16 protein-coding genes and 1 pseudogene are annotated in these 20,180 nt (G+C 64.3%); 7 read left to right on the top strand and 10 right to left on the bottom strand.

The features are described from left to right. Positions 1-51: 51 nt before the first annotated feature. A complete protein-coding gene (locus tag ACOQPI_RS00670) occupies positions 52-1,251 on the bottom strand; it encodes a hypothetical protein (RefSeq protein ID WP_420617803.1) in 1,200 nt (399 codons plus the stop codon). A 267-nt stretch (positions 1,252-1,518) separates the two neighbouring features. Between ACOQPI_RS00670 and ACOQPI_RS00675 the strand changes: the two genes are divergently transcribed. The 4 genes and pseudogenes from ACOQPI_RS00675 to ACOQPI_RS00690 all read left to right on the top strand — a co-directional run bounded on the left by ACOQPI_RS00675 (position 1,519) and on the right by ACOQPI_RS00690 (position 7,188). Then, entirely contained in the window at positions 1,519-1,698 is a 180-nt protein-coding gene (locus tag ACOQPI_RS00675) for a hypothetical protein (RefSeq protein ID WP_420617804.1), read from the top strand. Positions 1,699-1,744: 46 nt separating this feature from the next. Continuing rightward, complete coding sequence (locus ACOQPI_RS00680; protein WP_420617805.1) at positions 1,745-1,885, top strand: hypothetical protein; 141 nt, start codon at positions 1,745-1,747, stop codon at positions 1,883-1,885. A 1,282-nt stretch (positions 1,886-3,167) separates the two neighbouring features. Continuing rightward, positions 3,168-5,474, top strand: a complete 2,307-nt coding sequence (locus tag ACOQPI_RS00685; protein WP_420617806.1) for a fibronectin type III domain-containing protein — start codon at positions 3,168-3,170, stop codon at positions 5,472-5,474. 560 nt (positions 5,475-6,034) lie between these two features. Next, positions 6,035-7,188: pseudogene (locus tag ACOQPI_RS00690) on the top strand (IS3 family transposase). Between the two features lie 55 nt (positions 7,189-7,243). Here the strand turns inward: ACOQPI_RS00690 and ACOQPI_RS00695 are convergent. Genes ACOQPI_RS00695 through ACOQPI_RS00705 form a run of 3 tightly spaced genes read right to left on the bottom strand, consistent with a single transcriptional unit; the run spans position 7,244 to position 12,433 of the window. Further along, on the bottom strand, positions 7,244-10,264 hold the full coding sequence (locus tag ACOQPI_RS00695) for a UPF0182 family protein (protein ID WP_420617807.1): 3,021 nt from the start codon (positions 10,262-10,264) through the stop codon (positions 7,244-7,246). A 12-nt stretch (positions 10,265-10,276) separates the two neighbouring features. Next, positions 10,277-11,341, bottom strand: coding sequence for a hypothetical protein (locus ACOQPI_RS00700; protein ID WP_420617808.1), 1,065 nt, complete (start codon positions 11,339-11,341; stop codon positions 10,277-10,279). 9 nt (positions 11,342-11,350) lie between these two features. Beyond that, positions 11,351-12,433, bottom strand: coding sequence for a PDZ domain-containing protein (locus ACOQPI_RS00705; protein WP_420617809.1), 1,083 nt, complete (start codon positions 12,431-12,433; stop codon positions 11,351-11,353). Between ACOQPI_RS00705 and ACOQPI_RS00710 the strand changes: the two genes are divergently transcribed. Continuing rightward, on the top strand, positions 12,414-12,701 hold the full coding sequence (locus tag ACOQPI_RS00710; protein WP_420617810.1) for a hypothetical protein: 288 nt from the start codon (positions 12,414-12,416) through the stop codon (positions 12,699-12,701). The two genes, ACOQPI_RS00705 and ACOQPI_RS00710, sit on opposite strands and share 20 nt — an antisense overlap. Further along, positions 12,698-13,315 carry a HEAT repeat domain-containing protein gene (locus ACOQPI_RS00715; RefSeq protein ID WP_420617811.1) on the top strand — a complete coding sequence of 206 codons (618 nt, stop codon included), beginning with the start codon at positions 12,698-12,700 and terminating at the stop codon, positions 13,313-13,315. Before ACOQPI_RS00710 ends, ACOQPI_RS00715 begins: the two co-directional genes overlap by 4 nt. A gap of 43 nt (positions 13,316-13,358) precedes the next feature. On the opposite strand, the gene ACOQPI_RS00720 is transcribed toward ACOQPI_RS00715, so the two are convergent. Together ACOQPI_RS00720 and ACOQPI_RS00725 are read right to left on the bottom strand one after the other, a co-directional pair. Then, positions 13,359-14,354: a rod shape-determining protein gene (locus ACOQPI_RS00720; RefSeq protein WP_420617812.1), complete on the bottom strand. Its 996-nt coding sequence runs from the start codon at positions 14,352-14,354 to the stop codon at positions 13,359-13,361. A 3-nt stretch (positions 14,355-14,357) separates the two neighbouring features. Further along, positions 14,358-14,891: a molybdenum cofactor biosynthesis protein MoaE gene (locus ACOQPI_RS00725; protein ID WP_420617813.1), complete on the bottom strand. Its 534-nt coding sequence runs from the start codon at positions 14,889-14,891 to the stop codon at positions 14,358-14,360. A gap of 118 nt (positions 14,892-15,009) precedes the next feature. Here ACOQPI_RS00725 and ACOQPI_RS00730 point away from each other — a divergent pair, with 118 nt between their 5' ends. After that, positions 15,010-16,188: a zinc-dependent metalloprotease gene (locus ACOQPI_RS00730; protein ID WP_420617814.1), complete on the top strand. Its 1,179-nt coding sequence runs from the start codon at positions 15,010-15,012 to the stop codon at positions 16,186-16,188. On the opposite strand, the gene ACOQPI_RS00735 is transcribed toward ACOQPI_RS00730, so the two are convergent. Genes ACOQPI_RS00735 through phoU form a run of 4 tightly spaced genes read right to left on the bottom strand, consistent with a single transcriptional unit; the run spans position 16,127 to position 20,176 of the window. Then, entirely contained in the window at positions 16,127-17,410 is a 1,284-nt protein-coding gene (locus ACOQPI_RS00735; RefSeq protein WP_420617815.1) for an MFS transporter, read from the bottom strand. The genes ACOQPI_RS00730 and ACOQPI_RS00735 overlap by 62 nt on opposite strands. A gap of 22 nt (positions 17,411-17,432) precedes the next feature. After that, the gene (locus ACOQPI_RS00740; RefSeq protein WP_420617816.1) at positions 17,433-18,158 is read right to left on the bottom strand and encodes a response regulator; all 726 of its coding nucleotides are present in this window, start codon (positions 18,156-18,158) and stop codon (positions 17,433-17,435) included. Beyond that, positions 18,155-19,393 carry an ATP-binding protein gene (locus ACOQPI_RS00745; RefSeq protein WP_420617817.1) on the bottom strand — a complete coding sequence of 413 codons (1,239 nt, stop codon included), beginning with the start codon at positions 19,391-19,393 and terminating at the stop codon, positions 18,155-18,157. Before ACOQPI_RS00745 ends, ACOQPI_RS00740 begins: the two co-directional genes overlap by 4 nt. Positions 19,394-19,396: 3 nt before the next feature. Beyond that, on the bottom strand, positions 19,397-20,176 hold the full coding sequence (gene phoU, locus ACOQPI_RS00750) for a phosphate signaling complex protein PhoU (protein WP_420617818.1): 780 nt from the start codon (positions 20,174-20,176) through the stop codon (positions 19,397-19,399). Positions 20,177-20,180 lie beyond the last annotated feature (4 nt).

Genomic DNA, 20,180 nt, shown 5'->3' on the forward strand with positions numbered 1-20,180 from the left:
TATGAGCAAATTTACTCATAACCATAATATTTTGTAACCGGCATGGGCGGGTCAGGTGAGGTCGAGGTTGGTTTGGTTGTCGGGGGGTTTGTGGGCTTGTTGGGCGAGGTCGGGCCAGGCGGCGGCGAGGCTGTTGTAGGCGAGGGCGTCGGCGGCCCATCCGTTGCGGTCGCAGGTGTGGTGAAGGCGGTAGGCGAGGTGGCGGGCCGAGTCGGCGAGGCCGCCGACCTGGGCGAGGAGTCGGGCGGCGGCTTGCTCGCCTCGGGTCTCGAGGTGGTTGGCTATCTCCCAGACGGTGAGGCGCTCATCTTGGGCGGGGGACCAGTTCTCATCGAGCTCGTGGCGGGGTATGAGGCGAACTCGGCCGGCCCGGGATTCGACGATGCCGGCCTCCACGAGGCCGTCCACTGAGGTGTTGCGCGATTTGGAGAGCTGCTCGGCCTGGCCGTAGTCGCCGGACTCGAAGCCATGCTGGGCGTGCCAGGTGAGCGCCCAGCGGGTGTCAGAGTCCAACTCGGCCTCGGTGGCCTCCAGGGTCTCGCCGAGCACCCGGTTGATGGCGGCCAACGCGGCCCGCACCCCCATCTGTGCGCCGTCGGCCTCGATCACCCGGCTGTAGCGGGAGAACACCGCCATGCCCGGCCCGATCGCGGCCTGCGCCACATCCACCGGCGCGATGCTCGCCGCCTGGAGGTCGCCCAGCGCCGCGGGAAGCTCCGCGGCCAACGCGTCCAAGAACTCGCGGCGCGACGCCAACGGCGCGCCATCCGCCCGGGGCCGGCACACCAGAACAATCGACGACGCCAAAGCGTTGGACTGCTGCGAACGCATCCTGTTGGCCAGCTCAGAGCGCACCGGCCACGTCCCGGTGATCTGAAAGCCCGCGCCGACCAGTCCTGTGAGCATCGTCTCCCACCCCGTCGACGCCGTCTCCCCCTCCGCGGTCTCGGCCTGCTTGAACGCGTAATACACGCTCAACGGGAACCGCGGATCCTGCACCTGCCGCAGACGGGCGAACACACCGCCCAGACCGTCCTCGAAGAACCCCTCGGCCGCATCCCTGTCGCCGCCGTGCCGATACGGCACCGCGATCAACTCCTGCCCCTTGGGCGCTAACAACGTCGAGCACACATCCGAGAACACCCCGCCCACCGTGCGGCGCAGCCACACATAGAAGAAATCCGACAAATCCGCATACCCGATATTGTCGTAATACGGCGGATCCGTAGACACCACCACCGGACCAGACACCGAAGCTGCGGCATCTAATTGGCTTGCCCTTCCAGCGATGTGAGCAGGAGAAGGCAGGGATTGGAGTACATCGGCAACGATGGAAAAGGCAGTCTCCAAACTTCCTGTGGAAGTGAAGAACGGATTCGCCTCTGCATAATCCCAAATCATGGAAACGGCTTGCGTCCGAAGAAATGCTGTGCCTTTGTTCGAGCTGGACGACGGCACCCGGGTCGAGGCCGTCGCCGAGCACCGCCGCAAGCCCCAGCCCCAGCCCGAAAGGCCGCGGTGAGCAGCCCGCGCTTCTACCCGCGGGGAGGTCGACGGCGGGCCAAGTCGCCGGGCTTGCGGGCCGCGGCCATGTGGTGCCCCCATGAGGTGATCGAGTTCGAGCGGCCCCACCGCTTGCCAGACGACGTGATAGCCCGCCGCTGGCGCGACCGCCACCGCCGCTGCAAAGCGGCCTGACCCCATCGAACAGGGGTACCGCCGTACCCCGTAGAATGGCCGCTATATGCCGCCCGAGTATGAGCCCGTGCTGTGGGATGACGAACACCCGCTGGATGCGCTCCACGACAGAATGGACCGCATAGCCGGGATGCGCTCCCTACTCGCGAAGTGGGAGGAGGAGATTTGCTGGCTCATGGCCGAATAGGCTCTATCGCCGCTGATGCCGGAATGCAGAAGGTCCAAGTCCGCCGCCGCATCGACTCGGTAGCCCTCCACGCCAGAGACCACAACAGGCCGAGCTGACTTGACCGCCTGCCCGGTGCGCTGACCCCCGTCACCGGCCCGCACACTCGCCCAGGGCCTCGCCGGCTAACGGGCCGCTGAGGGCTCGCCGCCCCAGATCGACCCCAAATCCCCCCATTCTCGGCCTCTCAGCGGCGAGTTACGGGGTTCGACCCCTACCTCAGGCACCCACCTGGACTCAATCGACTAGGGAGGCCCTAACCGGCCCCAGCGGGCTCTAGGAGCGACGTGGAGGCCCTGGCCCGAACCGAGGTGTATGATGGGGGGCTATGGACGAACACAACCCCCCACCACACCCCCACGACAATACCGACTCTGGCGCCACAGAAAAACCCGGAGCTACAGGGTCCAAACTGTTATCGAAGTCGGCTTTGCCAAGCTGGCTGACGTGGGGTCTTGTGGCAATCTGGTTTTACGTCATTAGCAGATTCGTCGATCCCCATATCCTGAATCTAGGAGACGGGCCTGAAGTGATGCGCGGCCTAGCCGTGATGTGGTGGGTTTTAGGCGGACTAGGAATTTGCTGTGCAATATGGTTAGCGGTAAGAGCGATCCGCCACTACGCCCGAAGACACTTGTGAGACGCTCCACCCCTAGCCGGACTGCTTGGCCAGCCCCGCGGTCGCTCTTGCAACCGACAAGAGCACTATGACAAATCCCGCAGCGGCTCGCCGCTCAGCGAGGCTGATGGGTGGTATTGGTGCCGTTATTGGGAGCATCGCTTTTTGGTTGGGCATTGGGCTGGTCGGCTCCTGGATCGAAGGTTGGTCGGGGATGCCTCTAGGGGTGAGTGCTCTGGTATGGTGTTTCTTCGTGCTGGTGCTGGTGGTGACCGGTGTTTCTGTGGTTGAGAAGAGATATAAAGCCCGCCGGAGCTGCCCCGATGCTTAGCGGCCAAGCCTGACTCCTTCCAACACACCCTAGCGCCGCGAGGGTTCGTAGCCCTTCCACCCTCCGGCTGAGTCGCCGCCGATCTTCCCTGGCTGTTCGGCGGACTTGCCCGCTGTTCTCTTGTTGCTGTAGGTTCCTGCCAGCTACCAAAGGCTGCGTGGACGTGGACGTACACAATCCCCGTTAGGCCAGACAAGTTGTGAGGCTCGAGCTGTATTGCTTGGTTTCCCTTCGGGTCTGGCCGCGGCCTTTGGTAGCTCGAAAGCTCGACCTTCCCGAAGGGAGCCACCAAGATGGCCGCATCCAACAAGCGGAGTGTTTGGCGTGTGCTGGCGGTGCTGGTCCCGGTGCTGTTGCTGGCCGCCGGGCTGGTGCTCGCAGCCCCCGACAACACGCCCACCGCCGAAGCCCACCAAGTCGAATGCAAGCCCACCGGCGACTTTGGGTGTTACGCCTACAACTACACCCACACCCACCCCAAGCCCACCCCGGCCCCCACGCCCGCGCCGACGCCGAAGCCGGAGTGTCCCGGCGGCAGCCACAAGCACGCCGGCTGGGGCGGCTGCCACAGCATCTTCCTAGTCCACCCCAAGCCCACGCCCGCGCCGACGCCGAAGCCGGAGTGTCCCGGCGGCAGCCACAAGCACGCCGGCTGGGGCGGCTGCCACAGCATCTTCCTAGTCCACCCCAAGCCCACGCCCGCGCCGACGCCGAAGCCGGAGTGTCCCGGCGGCAGCCACAAGCACGCCGGCTGGGGCGGCTGCCACAGCATCTTCCTAGTCCACCCCAAGCCCACACCCACCCCCACGCCGTGCAGCTTCCTATCCCACCGGCACGGCTCGACGGGGGCGTGCCACTACACGCTCAAACAGTGCAACGGAACCTGGATCGACCACGACGCCACCTGCCCGCCCAAGGCGAAGCCCACCACCACGCCCACGCCCACGGCTGACCCCACGCCCACGCCGACCCCCACGCCGTGCAGCTTCCTATCCCACCGGCACGGCTCGACGGGGGCGTGCCACTACACGCTCAAACAGTGCAACGGAACCTGGATCGACCACGACGCCACCTGCCCGCCCAAGGCGAAGCCCACCACCACGCCCACGCCCACGGCTGACCCCACGCCCACGCCGACCCCCAGGGTCGACCCGCCCCCCACTCCGGCCCCGACCCCCAAACCGGGCGACAACGACGGCGGCGACAACGACGGCGGCGACAACGACGGCGGCGACAACGACGGCGGCGACAACGACGGCGGCGACAACGACGGCGGCGACAACGACGGCGGCGACAACGACGGCGGCGACAACGACGGCGGCGACAACGACGGCGGCGACAACGACGGCGGCGACAACGACGGCGGATGCCCAGCGGGGCAGCAACCTGTCACCACTGTTGTGGGCGGCAACAGCGTTACCACCTGTCGAACCCCAGTTGTCCAAGACCCCAAACCGACGGGATGCAGTGCAGATCAATACAAAGAGCCGCTGCCTGATTTGTTGTGGATACATATAAACACCAGAGAGATAATCGACTACTCGGAGTACCAAAACCTCGATACCGTCAGCCGGGCCTATTACGAATACCCAGCCTGGGAGCAGGAGAGCGACAACTGCTACAAACCAGTGCTCAAAGCCTCTGGAACAAATTTGGCGAACATATACAAGAAAGCTCAGGAGTTTTGGGATAACACCGCAGAAGCGACCAGGTCAGCTTTTCAAACCGCTGCTAATGGAATTGTTACTGCGTACAATGCAGCTAACGATTTTGCCTACGGAGTGTTATGCGATTCCCCCTTAGACCTCGGTGCATATTTGACTATCGGTGTTGCCGCAGATGCCACTAGACGAGAAGTAGCGAGAGCGGCGGCAACCCGAATAAGCACAAGAACGGCGGCAGTCACTGCGGGTATAAGTGCTACAGGAATTGGTGCCTTAGTTCATATATCAGTTACATTGGCTTGCGCGGCTGAAAATGTAGTAAGGGAGGACGATTCCGATTCGGTTCCTGGTCCTGCTTCTGGTTTGTCTGCCAGTGCTGGGGTAGAGGAGATTGCGGTTTCGTGGTCGGCTTCGTCTACGACTCCTGAGGCCGGTTTTGGGTATCGGGTGCAGTGGATGTCGGGGGCTCAGAGTTGGGCTGAGTCCGAGGCTGCGGACCAGTTCGAGGATTTGGAGTATGGCTCGGACTTGGCGACTTCGTACACGATCAGCGGGCTTGCGGGCGGCTCGGCCTATGACGTGCGGGTGGCGGCGTTCAACGCCGAGGGGTTCTCCGACTGGGTTTCCGGCACCGCCACCCCCGCAAAGCCGAAGCCCAAGCCGAAGCCTTCTTTGGTGTTCGATTCTGTTTCGTGCGCGTCGTCGGGTTCGGGCTGGGTTATTTCGGTTTCTTGGAGCAAGACCCCCGAAAGCCTGAAGCCGGATATCTGGGCGAGTGAGGCGAAGAACCGCGGCCACCGCGGCCGCCAAAGCGCGGTTGGGGGCACTTCGACGACGTTCGAAGTGCCAAACGCCGGTTGGTATCAAGTCGGCATGCAAGCCAAGATCGCCGGAAACAAAAAGGTAGGCGACAGCGAGCCGGTGCGCTGCCGATAGAACCGCGCCCTAGCTGAACCGTTCGGGCGCATCGCGGGACTCTCGCGACCCGAAGGGCGTTGGTTGGTGCGCTTTGTCGGGATGCCCCGTGGGGGCGTGGCATCGCTGCGCTGGGGCCGGTGGCATCGCCTCGACCTAGCAGACACGCGCTGAGCGGGTGTGTCTTGGGAGCGGCCTCGACTGCTGCCGGGGCGATCCCAGAACCGCCGATGGCCATCGGTGCAGAACCCGATCCTTCCTTGGCCAGCCAACAAGAGACTGGCGCGGAAAGGCGATCACCCGCTTTGACATGCCTCCACAACGGCCCCAGAGCCCCGTAGAGCCGTTTAGAGCGTTGGGGGGTGTCTTGGGTAGGGGTCAAAAGCCCCGCAACGGGCCCCTGAGGGGCCGAGAATCGGCCCGCAACGGCCCCAGAACGGCCCTCGACCCCCCAGCGGCGACTTATGAAACGACCCGCTTTCGGTACTGATTCACCCTGGGTTTTGCGCAGGCTCTGGTGGTCCACGGGTTTTGCGTGGGTTTGTTGTTGGGTTTTGCTGTCATGGATCTGGGGAGGTTCTATGGCGCCGAGGGGTTATCCGGCGGAGTTCCGGCAGCGTGTGGTCGATCTGGTGGAGGCGGGGCGGCCTGTCGCGCAGGTCGCTGCGGAGCTGGGGATCAGCGATCAGTCGATCTACGCGTGGCGCCGGCAGGCGCGCATCGATGCCGGGGTGGAGGCGGGGCTGACAACTGCTGAGGAGGCCGAGCTGGCGGCGCTGCGCAAGCGGGTGCGAGAGCTTGAGACGGAGTTGGCGATCTGTCGGCGGGCGATGGAGTTGTTGAAGGCCGATGGCGACTCAAAAAAAGGTTCGCGGCCATCCGAGTGATGGCCGCGGAGGGATTCCCGATTGAGAGGGCGTGTTCGGTGCTGGGGGTGTCGGTGTCTGGATATTACAGCTGGCTTAGGCGCCCGCCGTCGGCGCGATCGCTCAGGCACGCGTGGTTGAGCGAGGTGGTTGGGCAGATCTGTGCCGGCTCCCGGCAGACCTACGGGGCCAAGCGAGTTCACGCCGGGTTGACCCTCGGCCGGGGCATCGCCGTGTGCCGCCAGACGGTCGAGACGCTGATGCGCCGTGCCGGGCTGCGGGGCACATCAGGCCGCCCGAAATACCGCAAGATCGCCCATGCGGCGACGGCGTCGGATCTTGTCGACCGCGACTTCGCCCGTTCCGATCCGGATCGGCTACAGGTGACCGACATCACAGAGCACCCCACCCGGGAGGGCAAGGTCTACTGCGCCGTGGTGCTCGACGTGTTCAGCCGCCGCGTCGTCGGCTGGTCGATCGACTCGAGGCCGACCGCGGCGCTGGTCACCAACGCTCTGGGAATGGCGATAGACCGCCGGCAGCCGACCAAAGGCGAGACCGTGATCCACAGCGACCACAGCACGCAGTTCACCTCATGGGCCTTCACCAAAAGAGCACTCGACTCAGGACTGGTGCCGTCAATGGGCTCGATCGGGGATTGCTTCGACAACGCGATGATCGAGTCGTTCTGGTCGCGCATGCAGGTCGAGCTCCTCGACCGACAGCGCTGGCGCACCCGCATCGAGCTGGCCAACGCGATCTTCGAGTATCTCGAGATCTGGCACAACCGCCAGCGACGCCACACATCGCTTAGCATGCTCACACCAATCGAGTTCGAAGCTCGACATCAGCAATCACCGGCAGCGTGAATCCACTATCAGCCCTACGCGAAACCCAGGGACACCCAGTCCGACAGACCCCCGGCTAGCCGCCAGCGGATTCCAGCAGCGACTCTAGTTGTTCGATGAGGCCGTCGAGGCGGCGGCGGTCCTCGTCGAGGGAGTCCTGGGTGGTCCGCAACTCGGAGATGAGCTCGCTCAGGGCTTGCCAAGTGTCCGCGTCAATGGGCGTATCGTCGGGGACAGACGGCACCGCGGTGGGATCAGGAGCAGGTTCGGCATCGTCGGTGCCAGCCTCATCGGGCTCCGGCGACGCCGGCTGAGTGGGGAGCACCGAGAGCCCGTCGGGATCAGAGAGAGCAGCCAGGGCCTCGTCCAATGTGGGGCGGATGCGAAGCACGAAGTCGTCGTCGTTGCCGATGCCTGCGATGACCTGCTTCACCTGGGGAAGTTCAGTATCCCCCGTGGCCTGCACATACACAGGGCGCACGAACAGCAGCGAGTCGCCCACCGGGATCATCAGCAGATTTCCCTGAAGCACGGTGGATCCCTGCTGGTTCAGCTGGGTGAAGGCGTCGGCGATCTCGGTGTCAGCCTGAATCTTGGCATCCACGATGCTCGGGCCGGGAATGCTGGTGCCCGGCACGGTGTACACCACCAATTGGCCGTATTCGTTTTCGTCCTCATTGCTGTCAAAGTCGCTCTTGGCGACCATGAACGCGGTCAACTCCTTGCGCTCGTCTTCTTCGTCACCTGCCCCGGATATGGGGACAAAGGTCCGGAAGATCACGAAGTCCACATCGTCCTCTTCGGGAAGCTGGAGGAGCTGGTAAAACGGCCGGATTCTCCGCTCGAGCTGACGGGTGGCCGTTGCCGTGGCCGTCTCCTCGGCGGCGATGGCCTCGGTCACCTCATCCAGGAACGTCCGGGCGGTGATCCGGGTGCCGGGATCCTGAGCCACAGCCCAGGTCACCGAGTTGGCATAAAAGGTCTCCGCATCCTTGGGCTCGATGAAATAGCGGGCCCACATAGAGGTCTGCACCCGGAACAGGTCTTCGGGGTAGCGCAGATGGTCCTGAAGGTCGGTCGACATATGGTCGAAGTCTTGGAACAGCCCGGGGAAGATCTTCCTCCAAGCCTGGATTATGGGATCGTCAGGGTCGATCACGTAGAACGTGGTGGTGCCGTCGAAGGCATCCACCACCACCTTGACGGAGTTGCGCACATAGTTGAACCGCTTGCGCAGCCCGCTTTCCAGCGGCAGGTCGCCGACGTCGGGACGCTGGCCGTAGGGATACCGGTCGCTGGTGGTGTAGGCATCGACAATGTAGAACACCCGCCCGTCGGAAACCACTGGATAGGGGTCGGCGTCGAACTCCAAGAACGGGGCCAGGTTCTGCACCCGGAGGCGCAGATCCCGGTTGAAGATGATCCGGGAATCGCCTTCCACAAAACCGGATATCAGCGGGTTGATGTCGCCGAAGCGCAGGGCGAATGCCGCTTGGCGGAAGAAGCTCCCGATGCCCACACCGGCCTCGCCGTCGTATTCGAAGGGAACGGTCTCGTTGGCCTGGGTGTAGTCCACCTCGGGAATCGAGGCTCCGACAATGGCGTAGCCGGTGAGGTTCTCGCCGATGTAGAGCTGGGGCTGGCTCAGCTCGAAATCGGTGCTGGCCTCCACCGGAACGTCGCCGACCACAAAATCGGGAGAGCCTTGGGTGGTGACCGAGTTCACCGGCGCCACCGCCACGCCGTACCCATGGGTGTACTGGACGTGACGACCCTCCCACGACTGCTGGGGGATGTCGGCCACGTTGAGTTGGCGGGCGCCGATCACTACCTCGGTGATCTGATCGTTGATCACGTAGCGGTCGACATCCACTTCGCCGTTGAAGGAATAGAACGTGCGCTCAGACTGCTCCACTTGGAAGGCGTTGGGCACCACGTCTGGATCCAGAAGCCGAATATTGCGCACGCTGGGGCTGGCCGCCAGCTCCTCGGCAGTGATCGTGGTGTCGAACGGGAACCCCCGGGTTTCCACGTTGTCTGCCGTGTCCTCGTCACCGGGAACTTTGTCAAATCCCAGGGCGTGGCGGGTGGCCTCGATGTTGCGCGTTATGTATTGCGCCTCTTTCTTGGACTCCTCTGGCTCAACCTGGAATCGCTGGATGATGGCCGGATAGATCGCACCCATGACGATGGCCACCACCATCCACAGTCCCACCGCCGTTACCGGCAACACCCAGCCCCGCTGCCAGATGTTGATCACCAACAGCACCGCCGACAACGCGGAGATCAGCAGCAGCAGATTGATGGCGGGCAACTGGGCGTTGACGTCGGTGAAGGTGGCGCCGTCCACCGGTCCCCGAGAGGAGAAGTTGAGGCCAAACCGGTCGTAGTAGTAGCCCACGGCCCGAACTAGGGCGATCAGGGCCAAGAGAACCGACAGGTGGACCTTCACCTGAGGAGTCACCCGCTGCCCGGTGGTCTGCACCCGGATGCCGCCGTTCACGTAATGGGCAATGGCGGTAATGACGGCCACGATGATGAGGGCCCGGAAGAACCAGCTGATCAGGAACTGGATGAAGGGCAGTTGGAAAACGTAGAAGCCGATGTCACGGTCGAACTGAGGATCATCGACGCCGAAATCCACGCTGTTGAAGAACAGCATGGCCTTCTGCCACTCCCCGCCAGTGCTGCCGCCCACGATAAGAGCGAACAAGATGGCGATCACCACGCTCACCAGCCGGCGGCGATGGCCAACAGCATCGTGATAGTGGCGGATCAGCTCCTCTTCAGGACCCGGCGGGCGGGTTTGGGGCGCCAACCGGTCGGCAATGGCCAGGTTGGAGTACATGAGGAGGAAGAAGGCGGCAATGAAGATGACCGACAGGACGATCTTGTAGACCAGAATCTCGGTCCAGACGTCTCCGTGGCCGAGAGAGTCGAACCACAGGTAGTCGGTCCACATGCGGGCCGTACCCCGCAGAGACAGGATGGCGGCCAGCAATACCACCAGGATGAGCGCGGCGATGATCTTGGACCGGCGCGAGAAGCGCGGCCGAGATGGCGGGCGCGGCCTGAACACATCTCGGGGATTTCGCATACCTATTGGAGGTTAGTCTTTGCCGACCGAGGATTCGGCAGCGTCACGCCCGTCTTCTCGTTGCTGATCCCCCTGGGATCGAAGACGAGCGAAGATAGCGTCCACATCGCGGCTTTCGTCAGCACTGGCCACCGCGGGATGATCGGCCGCAGCCTCCACCGGATCGGGCGCCACGGGAGGCAGCAGCGTCACGCCCTCGTGGATCTCGGAAGCGGAATCGGTTTCGGGAACTTCTGGAGGGGAATCGCCTTCGGAAATATCGACAACGACCGCGGGTTCGGGGATCATCCCCACGTCCTCGGCATCGTCCAGCTCCGACAACAGGGCCAGGTCGGTGGGCTCAGCCTCGTCCTCGATCCGGCGGGCGGCGGCATCGGCCAGCACTTTGGCCTCGGCCAGCGAGAGCCTGGCCGTTTCCATCGACTGGTCGATGGAACTCCGGGCATCACTCAACATTGAGATGAGCTTGTCGCGGCCGGCGCGAAGCCGCTCCACCTGGGCCCGGGCGCCCTGGCGACGCCGGGCCATGTCCCGCAGCACGGTGAGACGGAGGGCTTTGGCCTGCTCCACTATCTCCCGGCCCTGGGCCCGACCGTGCTCTACTTCGGCTTGTGCCTGATCTCGAGCCTCCTGGAGCAAGCCCGCCACCGCCTGCGCCTGCTCGTACGCCTCCTCCAGCAGTTCGGCCAGCTCGTCGGCTCCGGAGAAGTCCTGGTGCGAACGCAACTCCTCGAACGTCGTGTGGAGCTCTTCAGCCAACCGACGGGCCCGTGCCGCCATTTCGTCGGCTTCCGTCTGGGCTTGCCGACGAGACGCCTCCACGCCGCTGTCGAGCAGCTTGACTCCCTGCGAACTGAACTCAGAATCCGGCTCCGACTGCCTTTCGGCCTGGGCCACCTGCTCTCGAAGGTCTCGAATTTGCTGCTGGCCTGCTTTGACCTGATTGCTCATCGACACCAAATAGGCCTGAACCTGCATTTGGTCGAAGCCTTTGCGAGTAATGGCAAAACTCTGGCCGGATACTTGGGCAGGGTCCATCCGCTCAAAGGGAGTTTCAGAAGATGGGCGCTCGGCCATCGCCAAATCTTAGTTGCCGGCCAATGCGTCCAATGCCTCCTGCAAAGTCTCCACACCCACCACCTGCATGTCACCGCTGACATGGTCGAGGGCATCGCTCAGATTCAAAACGGGCACCAGCAGCAGGTCTACTCCGGCTCTTTCCGCGGCGATGGCCTTCTGATCAACCTCGCCGATGGCCCCCACCGAGCCGTCGAATGTGATCGTTCCAGTAGTAGCCACCCGCTGGCCGCCCATCAGCTCCCCGGGAGTCAACAGGTCGATGATGCCGAGGGTGAGGGCCAACCCGGCTGACGGCCCTCCGATCTTGCCGCTGTCGATTTCGACCTGCACCGGAAGATCCCCGATATCCACCCGCTCGCGCGCCCCCACGCCGATCAGCGCCCGCCCCGGCTCGTCGGAAGACTCGATGAGCTCGACCGCCACCGCTTCCACCTCCCCGCTGTCGGCTCGCTCCACGTCCAATACCACCGTCTGGCCCGCGCTCCGCAAGGCCAAGACCTCGGCCAAGTCATTCAAGTCGGACGCGGGCACACCTTCGATACCCACGATCACGTCGCCCCGCTCCAACACTTCCGCGGCGGGTGTCCCGCTCATCGCATCGGCCACGATGACTCCAGAGGCATGACGGGGGATCTCATAGCCCAAATGCTCCAGCGCCACCACGACGGCGGTGTGCTGGGAAGTCTCCATTCGCAGCTCGTTGAGTCGACGCAACTCGTCCCGGGTGCCACCGCCGGTGAACGTCCGTTCGGGCTCGATGTCGACCCCCGACTCGAATTCGGCGCCGATTCGCTGCCAGATGTTCAACCGCTGGCTGACCTTCACGGTCACCAGGGCGATCTCGCTTTCCGGAGGATAAACCTCAGCCCCCGTAACGGTGACCCGCGATGGCACATCTTCCACCGAGCCGGGCCGAACCGCTACCTGATCGGTGCGCCAGAAGGTGAACACAACCGAAGTGACCACCAGCAAGAAAATCAGCACGGCCACGGGAACCAGCCAGGCCAAGTTGCGCCGCCACCAAGACGCCCCCCGGGTTTCGGTGGGTGGAACTATCCTGGGTGGCTCTGTGGTCGACTGGTCGCGCATTCGTATTTCCCCCTCCGACGATACTTGGGGCACGCTGAAAAGCTGGTGGCAGCATCGGTGGGAAGACTGGCGGGAGGCCAGGGCCGAGAGAGATGTCTTGGCCTCCTACCGGGCCGATTACGGCGAAGAGGCGCGGTTTCGCTGGTGGCAGCGTTTACGGGCCGGTGTCGGCCTCTTCTTTGTGATCGTCTTGCTGGGGGCGGGGCTGACCATGTTGGTGGGGCTCTTCTTCGTCGGCCTCACAATTGCCTTGGAAACGCTGGTGTGAGCGGAAACCTAGAAGAACATCAGCCCACCCGCAGGATTGCACGGCGCGATGCGGTGATCGCCGGGCACACCAGCGATGAGGCCACGGCGAGGGCAGCCCAGCATGAGGAGGACCCCCAAGTGCGGGCATCGGCACTCGGGGCTTTAGACCGGATGGGCGCGCTGGCCGACGAAGAGCTGCGAGCCGCGTTTCGCGATCCGTCGCCGAAGGTGAGGCTGCGGGCTGCCGCTTTGACCGTTGGCCGCACAGAGGTGTCTCCCGCTCCCCTCTTGGACGACCCAAGCGATGATGTGGCCGAAACCGCCGCATGGGCCTGCGGGGAGCGGGACTTTGAAGATCTCGGCACCGTGACCCGGCTAGGGGAATTGGCCGCCGATCACTCGAATCCCCTGGTGCGGGAGGCGGCCGTCGCCGCGTTGGGAGCGATCGGCCACCCTGCTGGACTCGAAGCCATTCTGGGGGCAACCACCGACCGAGTGGCGGTGCGCCGACGAGCGGTGCTGGCGCTGGCCCCCTTCGACGGCCCCGAGGTGGAGGCCGCTCTCCGGCGGGCCGCGGAGGACCGAGACTGGCAGACCAGAGACGCGGCCGAGCTGCTCACCAACCCTGATTGATTCGGCCCTACTCCATGAACCCAAATCACTCCACGAACCCAAATCACTCCATGAACATTGCCTGGACATCCTCGAAGGACTCCAGACAGCGGCCCGCTCCCATCACCACCGCCTCCAAGGGAGCATCCACCAGGCTCACCGGCACTTCCGCGGCTTGGGACAGCCGATCGGCCAGACCCCGCAGCAGCGAGCCGCCTCCCACTAAGTGGATGCCGTGGGTGATCACGTCCTGAGACAGCTCTGGGGGGGCTTCCACCAGGCAAGCCACCACCGAGTCCACGAAAGCAGAGACCGGCTCGGCAATGGCGGTACGCACTTCGAACGGCGACAACACAATGGTCTCGGGCAGGCCGTTCATCAGATTGCGACCTCGAACTTCGGCGCTGCACTCGCCGGGAACGTAGGCCGCAGAGCCTATGGTGATTTTCACCTCCTCAGCGGTGCGTTCACCGATGGCGATGCCGAACTCGCGTCTAACAAAGGCCTGGATTGCGGCATCGATGTCGAACGAGCCCACTCGGATGGCCTTGAGAGATATGACTCCGCCCATCGAGATCAGCGCGGTCTCGCTGGTTCCCCCGCCGATGTCCACCACCATGTTGCCGATGGGCTCGTGAATGGGCAGCGAAGCCCCAATGGCCGCAGCCAACGGCTGCTCGATGAGCCGGGTCTCGGCCGCACCGGCCCGGCGGGCCGCCTCCACCACCGCCCGGCGCTCGACCGCGGTGATCGCCGACGGCACGCAGATGACCACCTTCGGACGGCTGAATCGGTTGACCCCTGCATCCATCAACAGCAGGCGGATCATGCGCTGGGTCACTTCGAAATCGGTGATCGCCCCCTTTCGCAAGGGGCGAACGGCCACGATGTGGGCTGGCGTGCGTCCGATCATCTGCCACGCCTCTCGGCCCATGGCCAGCACATCGTTGGTCTTGCGGTTCAAGGCGATCACCGAGGGCTCGTTCAGGATGATCCCCTGGCCGCGCGCATAGACCAGCGTGTTGGCCGTGCCCAGATCGATCGCCAGGTCTCGGGCCATGGATCAGCCGGCGGGCTCGCCTGAAGCAGAGACCGCGTCGGCCTCGGGGGCATACCGGCCATCAAGGGAGGCAACCGTGCCGGCCTCGGCGATGTGCTGGGCTTCCAAACCCCAGCTCTCGCCGCCCTCCCAGGCCTCCTTCTTCCAAATGGGCACGGTGGCCTTCAAAGCATCAATGCAGAACCGGGCGGCGGCAAAGGCCTCCTCGCGATGGGGCGCAGAAACAGCCGCCACCACCGCCGACTCCCCGATCTCCACCCGGCCCACCCGATGCAGCATCGCCACCCGTCCAATATCGGGCCACCTGATCCGAGCCTCCTGCGCCAAGGCCTCCAAACGGGGTGTCACCTGCTCCTCGTAGGCCTCGTATTCGAGCACGCTCACCCCCGGCCTACCCTCCGAGTGGTCGCGGGCCGTGCCGCTGAACAAGACAGTGCCACCGCAATCCGGACGACCCACCCAAGCAAGCACCTGGTCTAACGGCAGCGGCGCCTCGCTAAGCCCTATCCACACCTCAGCGGTCTCCGGCGGATTCACAGACTGAGTGTAAACCCTGGCACTCTCGTCGATTCACTCCGATCATCGGCCACCCATTGACACTCCTGCCCAATCATCCCCACAACCGTTATCGGAGTATTGCCGGTAACCTCGCGGTGTGAGCGAACCCGACTCGCCCGATGAGTTCAACCCCTTCAAAGGGATGCCCATTTTCGGGGATCTGGGCAAGCTCTTCTCGCAGCAGGCCGCGAACACCTGGGAGACGGCGCGCCAGTTCGCGGTGGCAGTGGCCACCGAGGGCCAGTCGGAGCCCAATGTCGATCCCGCCGACCGCATCACCCTGGAAGAGCTGGGCCGGGTGGCCGAGCTCCAGGTGGCCAATGCCACCGGTCTGTCGGCAACCCGCGACGGCCAAGCCGCCACCATCGTGCCGGTGACCCGAACGCAGTGGGCCACCGCCACCCTGGATGCCTACCAGGATCTGCTGGAACCCATCGGAAACGTGTCGGGCCGGGTAGAAGCGGAGGAGGCTTCCTTCGACCCCGCCCAGGCCATGTTCGGCCAGATCATGAAGATGATCGGCCCGGTCATGCTGAGCATGACCGCTGGAAGCATGGTGGGCAACCTCGCCCGCCGCAGTCTGGGCCAGTACGACCTGCCCATTCCCCGGGATGGATCGGAGTTGATGGTGGTGCCGGCCAACATCGACGCGTTGGCCGATGAGTGGAGCTTAGACCGCTCCGACCTGCGGCTTTGGGTGTGCTTGAGCGAGCTGACCCACCATTCGGTGCTGACCATCCCCCATGTGAGCCAGCGGATCGAAGAGCTCCTGGCCGATTATGTCCGGGGATTCGAAGCCGACCCCGGTGCTCTTGAGAGCCGACTGGGCGAACTGGACCTGGCCAATCCCGATTCACTGGGCGACCTCCAGTCGGCACTGGGCGATCCCGAGATCATCCTGGGGGCGATCCAATCGCCGGCCCAGCGGGTTCTGCTGCCCCAGATCACGGCATTGGTGACGGTGATCGCCGGATATGTCGACTGGACCATGGACAGCATCGGACGCGGGCTCATCAGCTCCTACCAGCGCCTCAGCGAAGCCCTGAGGCGGCGACGGGTGACGGCTGATGCGTCTGACCGCTTCATCGAGCGGATGTTCGGCCTCGAGCTCACCCAAGACCAGTACGACCGTGGATCGGCCTTCGCCAGCGGGGTGGTGGAACGGGCGGGCGCCGACGGCTTGGCCCGGCTTTGGCATTCGGCCCGGGAGCTGCCTACGCCTGCTGAGGTTGATGCCCCCGGTCTGTGGCTGGCCCGAATCGACCTCCCTGAGTAGGCATCCGCCGCAGCCAGAAGAGCACCGCGGCGGCTGCGGCAGCTACGGCAATAAGGATGAAGCCCACTCGGGCGGGCATGGGGATGACCACGGGGATGAGCGCGCCCACCACCCAGAAGATCTGGAAGCGGGTCTCAAAGACGGCAAACGCCCGCCCGTGATTGGCCCCCTCGGCGTCGCGCTGCACGATGGAGTCAAAGGAGAGCTTGCCCGCGCTGGCGGTGACCCCCACACCCAGGGCCAAAAGGAGCGTCGAGCCATAGCCCCCTCCCCACGCGGCCAGCAGGCCCATAAAGAACAGGGCGACCAGCGCCGTGGCGATGATGACTTCCTCGCGAATCCGGTCCCGCAGTTTGGGGGCCAGAAGCGATCCGACTAAGAACCCGCAGACTAGGGCGGCGGCCACCAGTCCCAGCTTCCACGCCGGGCTGGCGTCAGAAGCCACATCGCCTTGCAGGGCGTGGCGGATGCCGGCACCGAATGCCTTGCCCACCCCGGAGAGGTTCACGTCGTCGGCACCGCCCCGCAAGGCGAAGGCGGCCAAAAAGGTCATAAACCCGACGATGCCCCGCAGTGTGCCGGTGGCTGACGCCGCTTTGCGGATACCTATGCCGCGGAGTTTGCCCGCCTCCTCATCGTCAATCTGCTCAGGAGCAATGCGGCCTTGGGGCAGCGACAGAGAAGCGAGCGCCGCCAGGATGTAGACCACCATGGCCAGGCCTACCGTCCACGAAGCGCCCCCCAGCAGGTTGGCCAGCAGCGCCGGACCGGCGCCAATGAAACCGCAGACGCTCCCCACCAACGCCAACCGGGCATTGCCCCCCACAAACTGCTCCTCCTTTGGCAAGATGAGCGGCACCATGGAGGCCTTGGCCACGCCGTAGCTCTTCTGGAGGATCAGCATGGCAAAGGCGAGGGGGAACAGCAGCAGAGAATCCATGTTGGAAATCATCAGGAAGGCGAAGAACGCCCTTCCCCCATTGATGGCGAGGATCATGGGACGCCGTCCACCCCGAAAGCGGTCCAGCGCCGGGCCGATCAGCGGGCCTACCACCGCGAACGGGGCCATGGTCAGCAGCAGATAGAGGGTGACCCGCAATCGCGCCGCGCTGGGATCGATGGAGAAGAAGAGAGAACCCGCCAGCGCCACGGTGATCATGGCATCGCCCGCAGCGCCAAGGGCATGAACCCTCACCAGCCGCAAGAACGGGACGTTGATCACGTCTTGAAGATTATGGCCAACATCAAGGCGGCGCGGGCTCCGCGGTCACGCCGGTAGCGTACTTGTAGCCCAAGCCGCGGATGGTCACGATTCGGCAGGGATTGGATGGATCGTCTTCGATCTTGGACCGAAGCCGCTTGACGTGGACATCGAGCGTCTTGGTGTCGCCCACATAGTCGCTGCCCCATACTTGGTCGATCAGCGCGTCGCGGGTCAACACCCGGCCCGCGTTGGCCAGCAGCAGTTCCAAGAGGTCGAACTCCTTCAGCGGCAACTCGATTTGCTCGCCTCGCACAAACACCTCATGGCGCTCGGGGTTGACGGCCACATCGCCCACCTCGACGACTTCTCCCCGGAACGCCTCGCTCTCCGCCGTCCATCGGGATCGCCGCAGCAGCGACCGCATGCGGGAGATCAGCTCGCGCAGGCGATAGGGCTTGGTCACATAGTCGTCGGCCCCCACCTCCAGGCCAACCACCGCATCGATCTCCTCGCCCTTGGCGGTGACCATGATGATGGGCACTTGAGAGCGGGCTCGGATCTGGCGGCAGACATCCACCCCAGACACCAGGGGCAACATCACGTCGAGCAGCACAATGTCGGGGGAATAGGCGTTGAAGAAGTCAAGGGCTTCCTTGCCGTCGCGGGCCACGTTCACGGTGAAACCCTCACGGGTCAGCCCCACGGTCAGCGCCTCGACGAACGACTCCTCGTCTTCGACGATGAGTACCCGGGCCGACCCGCTCATGCCTGCGCTCCAATTGGCTGGCTTGCGTTGGCGTCAACCGTGTCGGCGTCTTCGTGCTCATCGGACTCGGCCGGCTTCTCTGTGGCCGCGTCTTCTGAGATCGGCAACACCAAGGTGAACGTGGAACCTTCCCCCTCGGTCGAGTCCACCCGGACTTCTCCGCCGTGGTTGGTGGCCACATGGCGCACGATGGCCAACCCCAGACCCACGCCGCCATCGGTGCGCTCTCGGGACCGGTCCACCTGGTAGAAACGCTCGAAGACGCGTCTTTGATGGTGCAGGGGAATGCCATAGCCCTGGTCGCGGACCTCCAGCTCAACGCAATCTCCCGACAGTTCGGCCGAGACTCTGACCGGCCGGTGAGCGTCGGAGTACTTCACCGCGTTATCGAGGAGGTTGAACACTGCGGAGGTGAGCTGTCGGCGATCCGCCTGCACGATCAGATCAAATGCGGGAAGAGCGGTTTCGATGGGCACCTGCTTTTCATCGGCGATCGGCTTCAATCGGGATAGTGCATCGCCGATCACATGCTGCACGATCACGGGGGCCCGCTCTGATGACTCATCGCTTTCGATCCGGCTGAGCTCCAGCAGATCGTCCAAGATGTCGGACAGCCGAATGGCCTCGGCCTGCACCCTCATCGCCAGTCGGGAGGCCACCTCGAGATCGCGCTCGCCAGCCAGAGTCTCGGCCAGCAGGCTGAGCGCCCCCATCGGGGTCCGGAGCTCGTGGCTGATGTTGGCCACGAAATCCCGACGCATGGCGTCCAGTCGCTGAGGCTCGGTGATGTCGTCGATGAGGGCAACCGAGCCGTAGTCCCGGCCTTCCAACGCCAGCGGCATGGCGCACACCAACATGCAGCGGCGAGGGGGTCCAAACAGCTCGACCTCCCGCTCAACCGCTCTCCCCCGGGCCGCCTCGGCCAAGAGTTCGACCACCGCGGCCTCCACCAATGCCTCCCCGTGGCGGGCTTCAGTGAACTGCCGGGCGTAGGAATTGCGGTACAGCACATTGCCGGCGTCATCGGCCATCACCACTCCTTGGGTAATGGCATCCAGCGACAACCGGAGTCGGGCCTCGCTTTCCGCTACCTCGTCCTCATGGCGGCGGTGCATCTCGTCGTCTCGACGGCGGCTCTCCTCGGCGTCGACAAAGTGCCGGTGCTCGCGCCATGCCACTGCCCCAACCAAAACCAGGCCCACCACCGCGGCCACCACAACCAAGGCCACGATCACGGGTCAATCCTCGTCGGTCTCTTCGTCGGTTTCGTCGAGGTGGGGGTGCTCTTGCCCCTCGTTGGCGCCACTACCGGATTCGTCGAGGTGCTTATGCTCTCGGATCTTCAATCGGGCCGACCCGGTGTGCTCGGGAAGCCATCCCGTCACCATGTACACCACCCGTTCCCCGATATTCACCGCATGGTCGCCGATGCGCTCGTAGTACCGGCTGATCAAACAGAGCTGCACGGCGGCTTGAAGGTCGATGGCGCCGTCGTTGTGGGCTTGGAACACGGCCTGCACACAGTCGCGGTTCAGGCCGTCAAGCTGGTCGTCGATGTCGTCGAGGGCGGCGGCCAGTCCCGCGTTGCCGTCCACGTAGGAGTCGATAGCCAGACGCATCAGCCGGCAGGCCTCTTCGCTCATCCTCACCAGCAGGCCCCGGAGGGTGGCGTCGTAGCGGGTGCCGTAGATACGCCGGGTGGCCTTGGCGATGTTGACGGCTAGATCGCCCGACCTCTCCAGTTCGGCATTTAACCGAAGGGCACTGCTAAGCGCCCGCAAGTCGCTGGCCATGGGGGCTTGGAGGGCGAGCACATGGTGGCAGCGTTCTTCGAGGTACACCGACAGATCGTCGAGTTGGTCGTCGCCGGTGATGAGTTGCTGGGCCAATTCCAGGTTGGACTCAAGCAGCGCCTCGGTGGCCCGGGGAACAGCCTCGGTGACCAGCGCGGCCATGCGCACGATTCCAGCCTGGATCTCGTCCAGTTCTTCGTGGAAGGACTTGCGCAGTTCTCCCACACCG

The organism is Candidatus Poriferisocius sp. (genome assembly GCF_965219815.1).
Classification (GTDB): domain Bacteria; phylum Actinomycetota; class Acidimicrobiia; order Acidimicrobiales; family Bin134; genus Poriferisocius.

What these genes read in the sequence shown, in the direction of transcription:
- ACOQPI_RS00740 (WP_420617816.1), bottom strand. Translation starts at nt 18,158, where the DNA reads ATGAGCGGGTCGGCCCGGGTACTCATCGTCGAAGACGAGGAGTCGTTC.
- ACOQPI_RS00685 (WP_420617806.1), top strand. Translation starts at nt 3,168, where the DNA reads ATGGCCGCATCCAACAAGCGGAGTGTTTGGCGTGTGCTGGCGGTGCTG.
- ACOQPI_RS00700 (WP_420617808.1), bottom strand. Translation starts at nt 11,341, where the DNA reads ATGGCCGAGCGCCCATCTTCTGAAACTCCCTTTGAGCGGATGGACCCT.
- ACOQPI_RS00695 (WP_420617807.1), bottom strand. Translation starts at nt 10,264, where the DNA reads ATGCGAAATCCCCGAGATGTGTTCAGGCCGCGCCCGCCATCTCGGCCG.
- ACOQPI_RS00720 (WP_420617812.1), bottom strand. Translation starts at nt 14,354, where the DNA reads ATGGCCCGAGACCTGGCGATCGATCTGGGCACGGCCAACACGCTGGTC.
- ACOQPI_RS00680 (WP_420617805.1), top strand. Translation starts at nt 1,745, where the DNA reads ATGCCGCCCGAGTATGAGCCCGTGCTGTGGGATGACGAACACCCGCTG.
- ACOQPI_RS00705 (WP_420617809.1), bottom strand. Translation starts at nt 12,433, where the DNA reads ATGCGCGACCAGTCGACCACAGAGCCACCCAGGATAGTTCCACCCACC.